Origin of the sequence: Pseudomonas sp. USTB-Z, from assembly GCF_019691255.1 — a bacterium.
Lineage (GTDB): Bacteria > Pseudomonadota > Gammaproteobacteria > Pseudomonadales > Pseudomonadaceae > Aquipseudomonas > Aquipseudomonas alloputida.
The window spans coordinates 322,590-338,087 of the sequence record NZ_JAECZP010000002.1; the positions used below are offsets into that span (position 1 = coordinate 322,590).

14 protein-coding genes are annotated in these 15,498 nt (G+C 64.9%); all 14 read right to left on the minus strand.

Annotated elements, in window-relative coordinates; genetic code table 11:
- Window positions 1–978, minus strand: coding sequence for an ABC transporter permease (locus I8746_RS03455; protein WP_003253978.1), 978 nt, complete (start codon window positions 976–978; stop codon window positions 1–3).
- Window positions 962–2,500 (minus strand): sugar ABC transporter ATP-binding protein, encoded by a 1,539-nt coding sequence (locus tag I8746_RS03460; protein WP_017147682.1) that lies wholly within the window; start codon window positions 2,498–2,500, stop codon window positions 962–964. The genes I8746_RS03455 and I8746_RS03460 overlap by 17 nt, the downstream gene beginning before the upstream one ends.
- Entirely contained in the window at window positions 2,497–3,525 is a 1,029-nt protein-coding gene (locus I8746_RS03465; RefSeq protein WP_012052704.1) for a sugar ABC transporter substrate-binding protein, read from the minus strand. Before I8746_RS03465 ends, I8746_RS03460 begins: the two co-directional genes overlap by 4 nt.
- Entirely contained in the window at window positions 3,522–4,493 is a 972-nt protein-coding gene (locus tag I8746_RS03470) for a sugar ABC transporter substrate-binding protein (RefSeq protein ID WP_014756368.1), read from the minus strand. The genes I8746_RS03465 and I8746_RS03470 overlap by 4 nt, the downstream gene beginning before the upstream one ends.
- Entirely contained in the window at window positions 4,490–4,876 is a 387-nt protein-coding gene (locus I8746_RS03475) for a hypothetical protein (RefSeq protein WP_003253982.1), read from the minus strand. The genes I8746_RS03470 and I8746_RS03475 overlap by 4 nt, the downstream gene beginning before the upstream one ends.
- Window positions 4,877–4,885: 9 nt before the next feature.
- Window positions 4,886–6,118, minus strand: a complete 1,233-nt coding sequence (locus I8746_RS03480; protein WP_014756367.1) for an SfnB family sulfur acquisition oxidoreductase — start codon at window positions 6,116–6,118, stop codon at window positions 4,886–4,888.
- 347 nt (window positions 6,119–6,465) lie between these two features.
- On the minus strand, window positions 6,466–7,815 hold the full coding sequence (locus I8746_RS03485; RefSeq protein ID WP_012052706.1) for an OprD family porin: 1,350 nt from the start codon (window positions 7,813–7,815) through the stop codon (window positions 6,466–6,468).
- Window positions 7,816–8,098: 283 nt separating this feature from the next.
- Window positions 8,099–8,875: an ABC transporter ATP-binding protein gene (locus I8746_RS03490; protein WP_003253986.1), complete on the minus strand. Its 777-nt coding sequence runs from the start codon at window positions 8,873–8,875 to the stop codon at window positions 8,099–8,101.
- A gap of 116 nt (window positions 8,876–8,991) precedes the next feature.
- The gene (locus I8746_RS03495; RefSeq protein WP_221100157.1) at window positions 8,992–10,326 is read right to left on the minus strand and encodes an ABC transporter substrate-binding protein; all 1,335 of its coding nucleotides are present in this window, start codon (window positions 10,324–10,326) and stop codon (window positions 8,992–8,994) included.
- A 59-nt stretch (window positions 10,327–10,385) separates the two neighbouring features.
- Window positions 10,386–11,726 carry an ABC transporter substrate-binding protein gene (locus tag I8746_RS03500; protein WP_017147683.1) on the minus strand — a complete coding sequence of 447 codons (1,341 nt, stop codon included), beginning with the start codon at window positions 11,724–11,726 and terminating at the stop codon, window positions 10,386–10,388.
- Between the two features lie 78 nt (window positions 11,727–11,804).
- Window positions 11,805–12,869: a branched-chain amino acid ABC transporter permease gene (locus tag I8746_RS03505; RefSeq protein WP_003253989.1), complete on the minus strand. Its 1,065-nt coding sequence runs from the start codon at window positions 12,867–12,869 to the stop codon at window positions 11,805–11,807.
- Between the two features lie 4 nt (window positions 12,870–12,873).
- Window positions 12,874–13,755, minus strand: coding sequence for a branched-chain amino acid ABC transporter permease (locus I8746_RS03510; protein ID WP_012052709.1), 882 nt, complete (start codon window positions 13,753–13,755; stop codon window positions 12,874–12,876).
- Window positions 13,752–14,522, minus strand: a complete 771-nt coding sequence (locus tag I8746_RS03515; protein ID WP_012052710.1) for an ABC transporter ATP-binding protein — start codon at window positions 14,520–14,522, stop codon at window positions 13,752–13,754. The genes I8746_RS03510 and I8746_RS03515 overlap by 4 nt, the downstream gene beginning before the upstream one ends.
- Window positions 14,519–15,490, minus strand: coding sequence for an AMP-binding protein (locus I8746_RS03520; protein WP_012052711.1), 972 nt, complete (start codon window positions 15,488–15,490; stop codon window positions 14,519–14,521). The genes I8746_RS03515 and I8746_RS03520 overlap by 4 nt, the downstream gene beginning before the upstream one ends.
- Window positions 15,491–15,498: the final 8 nt, after the last annotated feature.

Sequence of the window (15,498 nt, forward strand, 5' to 3'; positions counted from 1 at the left end):
TCAGGCCTCCTTGTTACGCAAACCGGACAGGGCCACCACCAGCAGGATCAGGACACCCTGCACGCCGTCGACCCAGAAGCTGGAAATATTCAGAAGCTGGAAGCCGTTGATCAGCACCCCGACCAGCATCGTTGCCAGCAGCGTGCCGCCGATGCTCGGCTGCAGACGCTGGGAGAAGATCACCCCAAGAAAAGCGATGGCCACCACCGACAGCAGCATCTCGCCGGAGCCGGTGGTGCTGCCGCTGAACCAGGCCGCTGAACAAAACGCGGCCAGGCTGCCGCACAGACCGCTGATCAGGTAGCTGGCGAACACGTAGCCACGCACCGACAGGCCAGCGGCATTAGCCGCCTCCGGGTATTCGCCGATGGCGTACAGACGCAGGCCGAATGGCGTGTACTGCATCAACACGATCAGCACGCCACCGACCGCCAGCAGCACCCAGGCCAGGGCTGGCACGCCGAGCCAACTACCGAAGGCCAGCCCTTCCAGCAACGGCGAAGTGCTGGGCAGCACGGTGTTTTCGGTCAGCACCAGTTCCAGCCCGGCCACCAGGTTCATCGTGGCCAGGGTTGCCAGCAGTGGCGGCAAACGGAAACCGACCACCACCAGCGCATTCAGCGTACCGATGGCCAGGCCAGTGCCAAGCGTCGCGGCGATGCTGACAACATCGCCGAAACCGGCGTTGTTCAGGCTGGCATAGACCGCAGCGGACAACCCGAGGTTGGCCGCCAGCGACAGATCAAGCCCACCGGACACCACGTTCGAGCCGCCGCCGATGATCACCGTGGTCAGGCCGAAGGCAAGGCTGCCGAGGATCGCCGACTGGGCCAGCACATTGACCAGGTTGCTCGGGGTGAGGAAGTTCGGCGCACTGAGGGCGAAGGCCAACAGGATCGCGGCGAAGGCCAGCAGCGCGCCACGGCGCAGCAGCCACTGCGCGAATCGCGGGTGGAAGGCATCAGATAGCAATGGCATAGGCATAGAAAGGTCGTTCCTCGTTCTGCGCGCGTTGCGCGCCGGTAGCCACCGCCAGCAGGCGGTCACTGTTCGCCTCGCCAGCGGCGAAACGTGCGGCGATGGCGCCGCGGTGCATGACATGAATGCGGTCGCAGAGGCCGATCAACTCCGGCAGGTCGGACGAGAGGATCAACACCCCGGCGCCCTCCTTCACCAGTTCACCGATCAGCCGATAGATCTCCACCTTGGCGCCAACATCGATGCCAACGCTGGGCTCGTCCAGCAGGTACAGGCTGGAACACCGCGCGAACCACTTGGCCAGCGCCACCTTCTGCTGATTGCCGCCGCTGAGCTGACGCACCTTGGCATGCGCGCCAGGGGCCTTGATCCTCAGGCGCTCGATCAGCTCCAGGGTGGTATGCCGCTCGCGCGCCGGCGACAGCAGCCCCAGGCGGACGAAGCGCGACAGTGCCGCCAGGGTGGTGTTCTCCTGCACGCTCAGGTCGAGCGCCACGCCTTGCCGACGGCGCTCCTCGGGCATCAGCGCGACGCCCTGGGCGACAGCCTCGCGCGGGCTGCGCAAGGACAACGGTCGCCCGTCCAGGCGCACCTCGCCGCTGTCCGGTGGCGCCAGGCCGAACAGGCTGCGTAGCAACTCCTTGGCGCCCGAGCCCACCAGCCCGGTGAGGCCGACGATCTCGCCACGGCGCACCTGCAGGTCGATGCCCTGGTAGGCCCGTGCCCGCCCCAGCCCGCGCACGTCGAGCAACAGCGCACCGGCAGGCACCGCTACCTTGGGGTACAGCTCGCCGACTTCGCGGTTGACCATCAGGCGGGTGATCTGCTCCAGCGACGTGTTGCGCGGGGAGACTTCAGCGACATCGCGACCGTTGCGCAGTACCGTCACGCGGTCGCACAGGGCCTCGATTTCCTGCAGGTAATGGGAGATGTAGACGATCGCCAGGCCATCGTCACGCAGGCGCTGGACGATCCGCAGCAAACGCTCCACCTCACGCTGCACCAGGGCCACGCTGGGTTCGTCGAACACCAGCACACGCGGTTTGATCAGCAGCGCGCGGACGATCTGCACCATCTGTTGCTCGGCGCTGCTCAGTTCACCGATCAGCGCATTCGCCGGCAGTCGCAGGCCGAAGTAGTCGTCCAGCAGACGCGCGGCCTCGCGCTGCTGAGAGCGGCGATCGAGCAAGGGCCCGAGTCGCCGTTCATGGCCGAAGAACAAGGCTTCACCCACGGTGAAACGGGCCGGCAACAAGCGTTCCTGGTGGATGAAGCCAATGCCCAGGCGCTCCACCTGGCGCGGGCTGAAATGCCCGTGCGGCTGGCCGTCGAGCAGCAGGCTGCCGGCGTCCGGGCGGTGGATGCCGGCCAGCACCTTGATCAGCGTAGACTTGCCGGCGCCGTTCTCGCCCACCAAACCGTGCACGCTGCCCGCCGCCACCCGCAGGCTGGCGCCGTCGAGCGCCCGGGTGGCACCGAAGGTCTTGACGATGCCACGCAACTCCAGCACCGGCGTACTCATGCGTCGCCTCGGATGCGTTTGACGTCATCGACGTTGCCCGCCGTGGTCAGCAGGGTCTCGACGAAGGTTTCGGGCGGCAGATCGTGCTCGCCGGCCAGGTAGCGGGCGACGTTATGCACCGCCGTCCGGCCAATCAACGCAGGCTGCTGCGCCACCACTGCAGCCACCGGGCTGCCGGGCTGGCGCAGCAGTTCCAGCACCTCGGGCGTACCGTCGACGCCATAGGTGCGCACTTCATTGCGCCCGGCTTCGATCAGCGCCTGGCTGGCACCGAGCTGCGGCAGATCCCAGGCCGCCCAGATCGCGTCGAGCTCACCCTTGGGGTACTTGTTGAGCAAGGCGGCAACCTGACTGCGGGCATCCTGCACGGTGTTGGGAATCACGTCGCGCAACTCCGGCTGGATGAACTCGATCTGCGGGTAGAACTTGCTCACCAGCTTCAACTGGTCATAGCGAATGCCGCAGCTCGGCACGCCATAGAAGCCATTGAACAGCAGCACCCTGCCCTTGCCGCGCAGATCGGCCACCAACTGCTTGGCCAGCAGCAAACCCGTGCTCCAGTTGTCTGCGGAAATCGTATTGACCGCGTACTGCGACGGCACCTCGATGGTGAACAGCGGGATGCCGGCGGCGCTGATGCGCTTGAACCAGGGCTCGATGATGCTCAGCGTGCCGAGGGTGTGAATCACTGCATCGGGCTTCTGCGTCACCAGATTCTGCAACTGGGTCACCATGGCCTTGTCGTTGCGCCCGGCATCCAGGGTGATCGGCGTGCCGCCCAGGCGCTGTACCTCCTCGACCTGCGCCTTGAAGGCCCGGCTGTCGAAGTAGATGCTGGTGCCCACGGTGCTGATGGCGATGCGCTTGCCCTTCAGCGAAGGCACTGTGGCACTGGCCTCGGCACCGCTGTCGGCTCCAGCCGCCATGGTGCGGGTCAATGGTGCGGCGAGCCCGAGAGCGAGCATCGCCGAAGACGCGCCGAGCAGGCAGCGCCGGGAAATGCCGGAGCAGTCGTTGTCACTCATTGGTCACCTCGCAGGTGCTTGACCTGAGCCAGGTTGTCGCGGGTCGTCAATAGCGCGGCGACATGGGTTTCCTTCGGCAGATCACGCTGGCCGGCCAGATAGCGGGCAACGTTGCGCACGGCGGTGCGGCCGATCAGGTCGGGCTGCTGCGCAACCACCGCGCCGATGGGCGAGTTGTCATGGGCGATCAGCTCCAGTACCTCCGGCGTGCCGTCCACACCATAGGTGCGGATCTCACTGCGCCCGGCGTCGATCAGCGCCTGGCTGGCGCCGAGCTGAGGGATGTCCCAGGCCGACCAGATGGCGGCGATATCGCCCTTGGGGTACTTGTTCAGGAGCGCGGCGATCTGGCTGCGGGCGTCCTGCACGGTGTTGGGAATCACGTCACGCAGCTCCGGCTGGACGATCTGCAATTGCGGATGATCGGCCAGTACCTTCTTCAACTCGTCGTAGCGGATCGCACAGACCGGCACCCCGTAGAAGCCGTTGAACACCAGGATGCGGCCCTTGCCGCCGGTGTCGCGCACCAGCTGTTCGGCCAACGCGCGGCCGGCCGCGACGTTGTCCGAGGTGGTGTTGTTGAGGCTGTACTGCGATGGCACATCAATGGTGAACAGCGGGATGCCTGCGGCCTGGATGCGCTTGAGCCAGGGGTCGATCACGCTCAGGGTGCCGAGGGTCTGAATCACCGCATCGGGCTTTTGCGTGACCACCGTGTTCAGTTGTGTGACCAGATTGCGGTCGTTGCGCCCGGCGTCGAGGGTGATCGGCGTGCCGCCCAGGCGCTTGATCTCATTGACCTGCGCCTGGAACGCCTTGATGTCGAAGTAATGACTGGTGCCAGTCATGCTCACGGCAATGCGCTTGCCGGCCAGCGACGGCACGGCCTCGCCCTCCTCCTCGGCTTGTGTCAGGCCGCCCGCCAATGCCAGCACCAGGGCGGTGAGCAACGTCAGGATTCGACTCATGCTTGCACCCTTTGCTGATCTGCCAAGGCGGCGCCGTTGAGGTAGTGGTCGCCGAGCAGTCGCCGTTGAGTGGGCAGTGCCGGTTCGGCGCTGCCCGGCTGCGGACGCGGCAGACTACTGCCCACCAGTTCGAAATGCGTCTGCGCGGCCAGGCGCGCGGCCTCGGCGGCGCCCAAACGAAAAGCGATGGCGGCCGACTGCGAGGCGTCGGCGCGTGCCAGCAACGCGTCGGCGGCGTCGATACGGATGCGCAACTCGCCGACTGCAGCGATGACCAGCGCTTCATGGCGAGCACTCTGCCCGCGCAGGTAGTCAAGCAGAGCTGCCTCGACATGACGGGCGTGGGCCAGGTCACCCCGGCCTTGGGAATGGGTGTTGGACATGGCGTGACCTCAGTTCCAGGAATGACGTTGCGGCTTGACGCCGTTGAGCAGTTGATTGCCGACCAGGTGGTACTTCCAGCGCACCGGGTCATGCAGCGTGTGGGTGCGCGCATTGCGCCAGAAGCGGTCCAGCCCCTGGCTGGCCGAGACGCTGCGCGTGCCGCCCAGCTCCAGCAGGCGACTGGACGCCTCAAGGGAAATCTCGGTAGACAGCACCTTGGCCTGGCCGACCACCACTGAGGCTTCAGCAACGTGCTCTTCGCCAGGCTCGGCGACGGCGCGATCGACCGCCTCGGCAGCGCGCTGCAAGATCGCCTCGGCCGCCTGCAGGCGCCAGGCCAGCTCGCCGATTAGCGCCTGGCCAAGTGGATCCTGCCAGCCGTGCTGCAAGCCGCTGTCGACCCACGGGCGTGCCTGACGCGCCACGCGCAGGGTTTCGGCAAAGGCGCCACGGGCGATGCCGGTGTCCACGGCGGCCTGGATAATCTGCGAGATCGGGCCATCAGCGGTTGGCTGGTCGTAGGCCTTCCAGGCCGGTATCACCTCGCTCGCTGGCACTCGCACGCCTTCGATACGCACCTGGCCGCTGGCTGTGATGCGCTGGCCGAAGCCATCCCAACTGTCGATCACCGTCAGGCCAGCTGCATCGCGTGGCACGAAGGCGATGTGCGGGCGGCCCTCCTCGTCGACACCCGCGACCGGGACGATGTGGGCGAACAGCGCCCCCGTGCAGTAGGCCTTCTCGCCATCGAGCACGGCGCTGTCGCCGTCGAAGCGGATCTGCGTCTGGAAGGTGGTGACGTACTGGCTGCGCGCTTCGGAAAAGGCGTTACCGAAACGGTAGCCTTGCAGCACCTTGGCGTAGTAGCGGCGCTTCTGCGCCTCGCTGCCGGTCAGGCCGAGGTTGCTGAGCACACCAAAGTGGTTCTGCGGCAACTGGCCGAGCGATGAGTCGGCGGCGGAGATAGTCGCGATCACCTCGCTGAGGGTGACATAAGATACCCCGGCGCCGCCGTGCGCCTTGGGCACGCTGATTGCCCACAGACCGCTTTCGGAGAAGCGATCCAGTTCCTCCCAGGGCAGGCGCCGCTCGCGATCACGCCAGGCTGCCTCACGGGCAAAATCCTCGGCCAAGCGCTGCGCCACCTCGATGGCTTCGGCGTCGCTACGGATGATCTGTGCCGGGCGCCGAGGCGTCGAGCTGACCTGCTCGCGCAGATCGGCGGGTTGTGACTGAGTCATGTGTTGCTCCAAGCGTGATGGATTCTCCAGGGCTACTGCACAGCCCGTACCAACCTGGAAAATCTTTCATATTCAATGACTTGATGCGCAATCCAGATAATTGGAAAAGCACCTGTGGCGGCAAACTGTGGATTGGCTGTTGCCGGGCGGACACTTGCCTCAGCACCTGTTCACGACCTGCTGCGCGTCGGCCCTCCTGCGTTAAAAAAAAGCTGGAGCGCCAGCGTGGTCGGACTGCTCATTTACAGCGGGTGAAGTCGAGCGCGACTCCGACCGCGACTCGCCTGTTTTTGCGGGGCCGCCATCGGTGTTGCATGGCGTTATCTCGCGAGATCGTGAGCAGGTTCTCAGAGGCTGATATCCAGCGGGTACTGGACGATCAGGCGCAGTTCGTCGACGTTGGACTCGGCGACGTGATCGCCACCGACGCGGTGGGTGGCCTGCATCAAGTTGAACGAGAGGTCCTTGGCCGGCCCACTCTGCAGCACGTACTTCAGCCACAGGTTGCGCTCCCAGTGGCGGCCGTCCTCGGTACCATTGAAGTAGCTGTAAGCGCCACCCGCGCGAGTTCCGTCGATGTCGGTACCGCGCACGTAGCGGGCCGTTAGGCTCAGCCCAGGCACGCCAAGCGTGGCGAAGTCATAGTCGTAACGGGCTTCCCAGGCTCGCTCATTGGGGTTGTTGAAGTCGGAAACCTGCGAGGCGGCATCCAGTTGCAGGTCATAGGTGTTCCACACGTAGTCGAACGGCGTGTCGCCATCGATGCGTGTGTAGGACAGCTTGAAGCCATGAGCGCCGGCAGCCAGACCGGCATGCACGCTCCATGAGTCGTTGTCGATCTGGCCGGCCAGCGCCTGGCCGCTGTCACGGGTGCGGTAATAATTGAGGCCGGTCTTCAGGCTCAGCTCGCTACCCAGCGGCTGCACATGGTCGACGCTGAAGAACGACTGGTTCCATACGTCGTCGAGGCGGCTGCTGTGCAGGCGCAAGGTGAGCTGGTCGTTGAACTGGTAATCGCCACCCAGGTACACCACATCGTTGGCGCCCTTGATACGCCCGGCATAGACGGTGCCGAGATCACCACGGTGGTTGCTGGCGTTGCGGTCACTGCTCGACTCCAGCTTGCCGCCCTGCAGGCTCAGGCCATCCAGCGAGTTGTTGTTGAAGATGAAGCCGCGCAGTGTCTGCGGCAGCAGGCGAATGTCGCTGGCGTGCAGCACCGGGCTGGTCGGGCTCACGTCGCCATAGCGCAGTTCGGTGTCGAAGGCGCGCACCTTGAGCGCGGCACCAACCTTGCCGTAGCTGTCCTTGGGCTCGCCATCGAAGTTGCTCCCCGAGCGCGACACGATGCCGGGCACGCCGACACCATTGCCGACTGCCCCATTGCCGCCATCGAGCTTGAGCCCGACCAGCCCCTGCACATCCACGCCGAAGCCGACAGTGCCACGGGTGAAACCGGATTGCAGATTGGCGATGATGCCGTGGCCCCATTCACGATGCAGGCTCTGCCGCTCACCCTTGTTGGGGTTGAGGGTGAAGTCGCCGTTGCGATAGTCCTGGCTGAAGAAGAAGTTGCGGTTGAGCACATGGATCTGCGTGCCGTCGATGAAGCCTTCATCATCGCTGTCGGCAAACGCGGGGCCGGCCAGCAGGATGGCCAGAGAAAGAGCTGTTCTGTAGCAAGCGGTAGAGCGCATGGCAGTGATCCTTGGAATGACGAGGTAGGCGCCTTTCCAGGCGCTGTAAATCCAGTTATTCCAACAACCATGCCAACAGAAAAAATCATTGTTATTCAATCACTTGAACAATCTACTCAACAATATGATGCACCGTCTGCGGAGCAATCTGCACAACTGCTGTTGCCGGCGCCACAGCGCTTTCGTCAGGACAAAAAAACGCGGCCTGGGCCGCGTTGAATGGAACATCACCTACTCAGTAAAAGGCGGTATGACCACAGCGTTCCACAGCCCTCGCCACCGCTCAGTCAGCCTTGCCGCCCAGGTAGAAATGCTGAATATCTTCCCGCGCGGCCAGCTCGGCAGCACTGCCCTCACCCACCACCCGGCCGTTCTCCAGGATGTAGGCATGGCTAGCATGGCGCAGGGCAACGTTGATGTTCTGCTCGGCCACCAGAAAGCTCACGCCCTCCTGCGCATTGAGCTGGGCGACGATGGCGAAGATCTCCTCGACGAGGATCGGCGCCAAGCCCATCGAGGGTTCGTCGAGCAGCACCAGGCGCGGTTTGGTCATCAGCGCGCGGCCGATGGCGAGCATCTGCTGCTCACCGCCGGAAGTCAGCCCAGCCTGAGTCTTGCGCTTGGTCTTCAAGCGCGGGAACCAGGCATAGATGCGCTCCAGATCCTGCTCCAGTTGGCGCCGCGTCGGGTTACGCAGGAAGCCGCCACTGCGCAGGTTTTCCTCGATGGTCAGGTGGGCGAACACATGCCGTCCTTCCAGCACATGGACGATACCCTGGCGTGCCAGCAGGTTGGCCGCGACACCGGCGGTGTCCTGCCCCTGGAAGCGGATATGGCCACGGCTGACCTGCGCCCGGTCGGCCTGCACCAGGCCGGAAATAGCCTTGAGTGTGGTGCTCTTGCCAGCACCGTTGGCGCCTAGCAAGGCGACGATATCGCCCTGCCCGACCCGCAGGGATACACCGGCCACGGCGAGGATTGCGCCGTCGTAGATCACTTCGATGTCCTCCACTGCCAGCAGCTCACTGCTGACGGCGGCTGGAAGAGTCGCACTGGTCATGGATTGTTGCCCTCTGGTCGTCGTTCAGCGGGCGGCGCCTGCCGCCCCAAAGCCTTGAAATGCGTTGCCCGTGCCGGTCGCGGCTAAAGCTCCTGCCACAGGTGAAAAGCGAGCGCTCACGGCGCGTCACACGCACGGGGGGTCACGCCTTTCTCTTTCGCGTACTCGGCAGCCTTGGCGTCAATCAGGGGGCGCAGGGTGACATGATCGGCCTGCACCCAATCGGTGATCAGCTTCCACTGCTGGCCATCCCACTGCTGCACCTTGACGGCACCGCCCCCCTCGTGGTCGCTGCACGACAGCTTCAGCGGCTGCATCAGCCCCAGGAAACCGATCGCCTTGAGCCGCGCATCGTCGAGATCGAGGTGTTCCAAGCCCCAGCGACCTTCCTCGCCATTGAGCGGCCGCGCTCCGAAGTGCTTCTGCGCGGCGCGGATCGCCTCGACGGCGATGGCGGCATTCACCAGGCCGGAGTTGTAGTAGACGCTGCCGAAGCTCTTCGGATCCTTGAGGTCGCTCTTGCCCTTGTCGAGGATGTGTGCCTTGATGCGCTGGTGGATGTCGAAGTCGGCACCGCCCGGATAGGGCGTCAGGGCCAGATATCCCTTGCCCGCCTCGCCGGCCGGCAGCACGTCTTCATTGGAGCTGGCCCAGATGTCGCCAACGATGCGATCGACCGGAAAGCCGAAGCGCGCCGCAGTCTTGATCGCCACCGGGGTGGACACGCCCCAGGTGCGCAGGAATACCCAGTCCGGCTTGAGCTGGCGCACCTGGCGCCACTGCGAGGCCTGCTCGTTACCCGGGTCGGCGACGGGAATCTGGATGTTCTCGAAGCCGTACTTCTCCGCCAGCAGCTTCAGCGGCCCCTGGGTTTCCCGGCCATAGGCGGAGTCGTGGTAGACGGTGGCGATCTTCTTGCCCTTGAGCTTGTCCAGCCCACCCTCGCGCTCGGCCACGTAGTTGATGAATGCAGAAGCCTCGCTGTAGAAGGTCAGCATCACCGGGAAGTTGTAGGGAAAGACGCGGCCATCGGTGGCCTCGGTTCGACCATAGCCGAGGGTGATCAGCGGGATCCGGTCGGCCTCGGCCTTGTCCGCCAGGGCATAGGCAGCCGGCGCACCATTGGGCTGGTAGACCGCTACCGGAGCGCCATTGAGGCCGTTCTTGAAGCGCTCGTAGCACTCGATGCCCTTCTCCGCCGTCCACTCGGTCTCACACTCCTGCCAGACCAGCTTGACGCCATTGATGCCGCCTTCGACGTCGTTGATGTAGCGCAGGTAGTCGATCATCCCGGCCCACACCGGAATGCCGCTGGAGGCATAGGCACCGACTCGGTAGGTGGCTAGCGGGAAGAATTGTTCATTGGCCGCCTGGGCCGCCGACGGCATCGCGGCGTAGCTCGCGAGCGCCAGGCCAAAGGCGGCGACACTGCGTTTCAGCGTTGCATGCATGGTCTTTCTCCTCAGGCGCCCGACCCACGCGACGGTGGCCGGGCGCAGGACATGGGGGTTTATTGCTCGTTGGCGCAATTACGCGGGGTGATGCCCTTCTCCTGGGCATAGGCGGCGGACTTGGCCTCGATCAGCGGACGCAAGGTGGTGCGGTCGGCCTGGATCCAGTCGGTCACCAGCACCCATTTCTCACCGTCCCACTGCTGAACGCGGGCCGCACCACCGCCCTCGTGATCAGAGCAGGACAGCTGCAGCGGTGGCAGCAGCCCTTCGAAGCCACTGGCCTTGAGGCGCGCGGCGTCGATATTCAGGTGCTCGAAGCCCCAGCGCGCTTCCTCACCATTGAGCGGGCGGTTGCCAAACTTGCCCTGGGCGGTGCGCAGCGCCTCGACGGCAATCGCGGCATTGATCAGGCCGATGTTGTAGTACACCTTGCCGAAGTAGCGCTTATCCTTCAGGTCGCTCTTGCCGGCATCGAGGATGTGCTGGCGCAGGCGCTGGTGAATCTCGAAACCGTCGCCACCGGGGAACGGCGCCAGGGCCTGGTAGCCCTTGGCCGCCGTGCCTGCAGGGAGCACGTCGGCCTCGGAGCCGGCCCAGACGTCGCCGATGATGCGCTCGACCGGGATGCCGAAGCGTGCGGCCGTCTTTATGCCAACCGGAGTGGACACGCCCCAGGTACGCAGGAACACCCAATCTGGCTTGATCTGCCGCACCTGGCGCCACTGCGCCGACTGCTCATTGCCCGGATCGGCCACCGGGATCTGGATGTTCTCGAAGCCGTATGTTTCCGCCAGCAGCTTCATCGGCGCTTGGGTTTCCCGGCCATACGCCGAGTCGTGGTAGACGGTGACGATCTTCTTGCCCTTGAGCTTGTCGAAGCCGCCCTCGCGCTCGGCGATGTAGTTGATGCCCACCGAGGCCTGCCCGTAGTAGTTCAGCAGCAGTGGAAAGGCATAGGGGAACACGCTGCCGTCGGTAGACTCGGTGCGCCCGCCGGCACCATCGATCAGCGGGATGCGGTCGGCCGCGCCCTTCTCCATCAGCGCATAGGAGCCCGGAGTGCTGTGGGTGAAGAAGAACGCCGTCGGCGCGCCATCCTTGCCATCTTTGTAGCGCTCGTAGCACTCGACGATACGGTCGACGTTCCACTCGGTCTCGCACTCCTGCCAGACCAGCTTGACGCCGTTGATGCCGCCTTCCACCTCGTTGATGTAACGGAAGTAGTCGATCTCTCCGGCCCACCAGGGAATCCCGCTGGAGGCATAGGCGCCGACCCGGTAGGTGGCCATGGGAATGAACTGCTGGTTGTCGGCGGCCTGGGTGACGACCGGAGACAGGGCCTGGGCGCCGAGCACAAAGAGGCTGACGAGCAGGTGACGATGCAAGGGTTTGCGCATGGTGTGAACTTCTTGTGCTGGGGTGAAAACCTCCTTTCCCGCGGTCGGGTCAAGGTTCATGGAAAGAGGCGGTCGTGCTCAGAATCGCAGCGGCCAGACCCTGATGCGTTCGCGCAGGTCGCCGAGCAGGCGTACCAGGCCTTCCGGCTCCTTGATCAGGAACCAGATGATCAGGCTGCCGAAGAGGATCTTCTGCAGGTTCTGCAATTGCCCGGCATCGACGTTGCCGCCGAACAGCCACTGCCCGGCATGGCTGAGCAGAATCGGTGTGAGGCTGATGAAAGCCGCGCCGATGAAATTGCCGGCGATGCTGCCCATGCCACCGATGATGATGATGAAGAGGATCTGGAACGAGCGGTTGATATCGAAGCTGCCGGCACTGGACGTGCCCAGGTAGGCGAAGGCCCAGAGCGCCCCGGCGATGCCCAGGTAGAAAGAGCTGACGGCGAAGGCCAGGCGTTTGTAGCGCTCCACCGGAATGCCGATCACCGAGGCGGCGGTGTCCATGTCGCGGATCGCCATCCAGTTGCGCCCGACCTGGCTACGCACCAGGTTGACCGCGACCCAGGTCAGCAGCACCACGCAGCTCAGGGTCAGCAGGTAGCGACCTACCGGCGAGGCCAGGCTGTGACCGAACAACTCCAGGCGCGGTGCGCTGATGGTGCCGGACGAGGCATGGTTGTAGAACCAGGGAAACTTGGCGAACACCCATTCGAGGAAGAACTGCGCAGCCAGCGTGGTGACCATCAGGTAGAAACCCTTGATCCGCGAACTGGGTATGCCGAACAGCAAGCCGACCAGGCCGGCAATCAGCCCGCCGCCGATCAGCGCCAGCGGCAACGGGAGCCCAGGCACACGCAGCAGCAGGCCGTAGGTGGCGAAGGCGCCCACCGCCATGAAGCCGGCGGCACCGACCGAGGTCTGCCCGGTGTAGCCGGTGAGCAAGTTCAGCCCCAGCCCGGCCAGCGACAGCACCAGGAAGGGAATCAGGATCGCGTTGAGCCAGTAGTCGTTGCCCAGCCAGGGCAAGCCGACGAAGGCCACCAGCAGCAACAACGGCAGGCCCACTGGCCAGCGACGGCGCACCAGGGTCAGCGGCGCCTCGTCGAAGCCGGCGCCCAAGCGTGAAACGGTAGCGGTCATTGCGTCATACCCGTTCGGTGGTCCGGTCGCCGAACAGGCCGGCCGGACGGATGTATAGGAAGATCAGGGCAAGGAAATAAGCGAACCAGGGCGTGATGCCTCCGCCGATCAGCGGGCCTATGTAGGCTTCGGCGAGGTTCTCGGCGGCACCGACGATCAGCCCGCCGACGATGGCTCCGCCAATCGAGGTGAAGCCGCCGATGATCAGCACCGGCAGCGCCTTGAGCACGACCAGCGAGAGCGAGAACTGCACGCCCTGACGCGCCCCCCAGAGCAGCCCGGCCACCAGCCCGACCATTCCGGCCACGGCCCAGACGATCTGCCAGATGCGGTTGAGGTTGATGCCCAGCGACAGCGCCGCGCGGGTATCGTCGGCCACCGCACGCAAGGCCACACCGATGCGGGTCTTGTTGAACAGCAGCGCCAGCACCGCCACCAACAAGGCGGAAACGCCGGAGGCAACCAGGTCGAACTGGCTGATCATCAGTTCGCCGACGAACAGCGGGACGTCCTCGATGCCCAGATCCAGCGCGCGTACCTGGGCGCCCATCAAGCCCTGGGCCAGGCCCTCGATGATGAACGACAGGCCAAGGGTGGCCATGAACAGGGTGATCTGCGAGCGATTGACCAGGGGCCGCAGCACCAGGCGCTCGATCAGCAGCGCGCCGACGATCATCACCAGTACGGTCAGGGCCAACGCCAGGGCGAACGGCAGGCCCTGCTCGTGCAGGCTGACGAAGGTCAGCGCAGCAAACAGCAGCATCGCGCCCTGGGCGAAGTTGAACACGCCGCTGGCCTTGTAGATCAGCACGAAGCCGATGGCCACCAGCGAATACAGGGTGCCGGCGAGCAAGCCGCCGATCAAGGTTTCCAGGAAGAAGTTCATCCGTATGGCGCTCCCAGGTAGGCGGCGATCACATCGGGATTGGCCTGCACTTCGGCCGGTGTGCCATCGCCGACCTTGCGCCCGTAGTCCAGTACCACCACGTGGCTGGACAGCCCCATGACCACCTGAATGTCGTGTTCGATGAGAATCACCGTGGTGCCGAGATCACGGTTGATATCGGCGATGAAGCGGCTCATGTCCTGTTTCTCTTCGGCGTTCATCCCCGCCATCGGCTCGTCGAGCAGCAGCAGGGTCGGCTGCGCGATCAGCGCACGCCCCAGCTCCACGCGTTTCTGCAGGCCATAGGCCAGGCTGCCCACGGCAACGTCGCGCCAGGGCTGCAGCTCGAGGAACTCCAGCACCTGCTCGGCGCGCTCGGCGAAAGCCCGGGCCTCGCGCCGGGCACGTGGCAGGCCCAGTGCCTGTTCGAGAAAGAAACTGCGCTGGAAACGCGACAGACCGGTAAGCAGGTTGTCCAGCACACTCATCTTCTTGAACAGCGCATTGTTCTGGAAGGTACGGCCGATCCCCAGCCGCGCCGCCTGCAGCGGGTGCGGCCGGCGCAACGGCTCGGTGGCGAAGAACAGCTGGCCGGCATCGGCCCGGTAGACGCCATTGAGGATGTTCAGCAGCGAGCTCTTGCCGGCGCCATTCGGCCCGATCAGGGCGCAGATCTCGCCGCGCCTGACGCTGAAGGACAAGTCGGAAATCGCCTTCACGCCCTTGAACGACAGCGACACGTTGCGCACCTCCAGCAATGCACTCATGCCGCGCGCTCCAGATATTCGTGCAGCCATGACAAGCGTGCCGGGCCTTGTAGCGCCACGCTGGCAGACGCACTTGGCACCTCGATCCGGCGCAAGCGATGGAAGCCGAGCAGACGCCGCACCCGCTGCTTCAGCCAGCGACGCAAGCCCTGGTGTGGATTCTCCAGCGTCCAGTCACACAGACGCCGTCGCCAACTGTCTGGTGGCGCCAGGCGGGCATCGATTTCGCCCGCCAGCGCCTCGACCCCCGCAGCGGACAACAACAACCCGGTCGGGGCGATTTCGCGACGGTCGCGACCAGCAGACTCGCTCGTTTCCGGGAAGGCTAGACTTTCGCCATGGTGCAACCAACGGCTCAGCAAATGCCCCAGTCCCTCACGCCATTCGGTGCCCTCATCGACCCACAGCACGTCATCTTCGGCGCCCTGCGCCCAACCCTGACGCTGCGCCACCGGCGCCTCGCCGACAAACAACGTCGACAGCGGCTGCACCTGCCACAAGCCGTTGCTCACGACATTGGCCTGGGCGGAAAACAAACGCAGTGGCCACAGCTCGGCAAGGCCGCTGCCCAACCAGTGCGACACGTCTTCACGGCGTTGGACGAAGGCGAACGTCGGACGCGCCTGGCGCAGTTGCCGTTGCAGCTCATCGCCACGGCTGCCGCGGCCAATCACCAGACTCTGGCCGCCAAGCGGGTGGGCAGCCAACGCCAGAATCAGCAGGCTCGGCTCGAAGGCGCCACTCAATGCCAGGCGCTGCCCGGGGCCGAACCCCTGCTGGCGCAAGCCGTTGGCAACCCGCTCGACCTCGTGCTGCACATCGATCCAGCGCCAGGCCTTCCACACACCAAGACGGCGATGACGCAGGGCGATTTGTGTCGGCCGTTCTCTGGCCCAACGCTGCAGCGCCGTCAGGGCGCTGTCGGCCACTACGTCGGGCAACGGCAGATAGCGTTCATGAATGCTCATGCGATGAC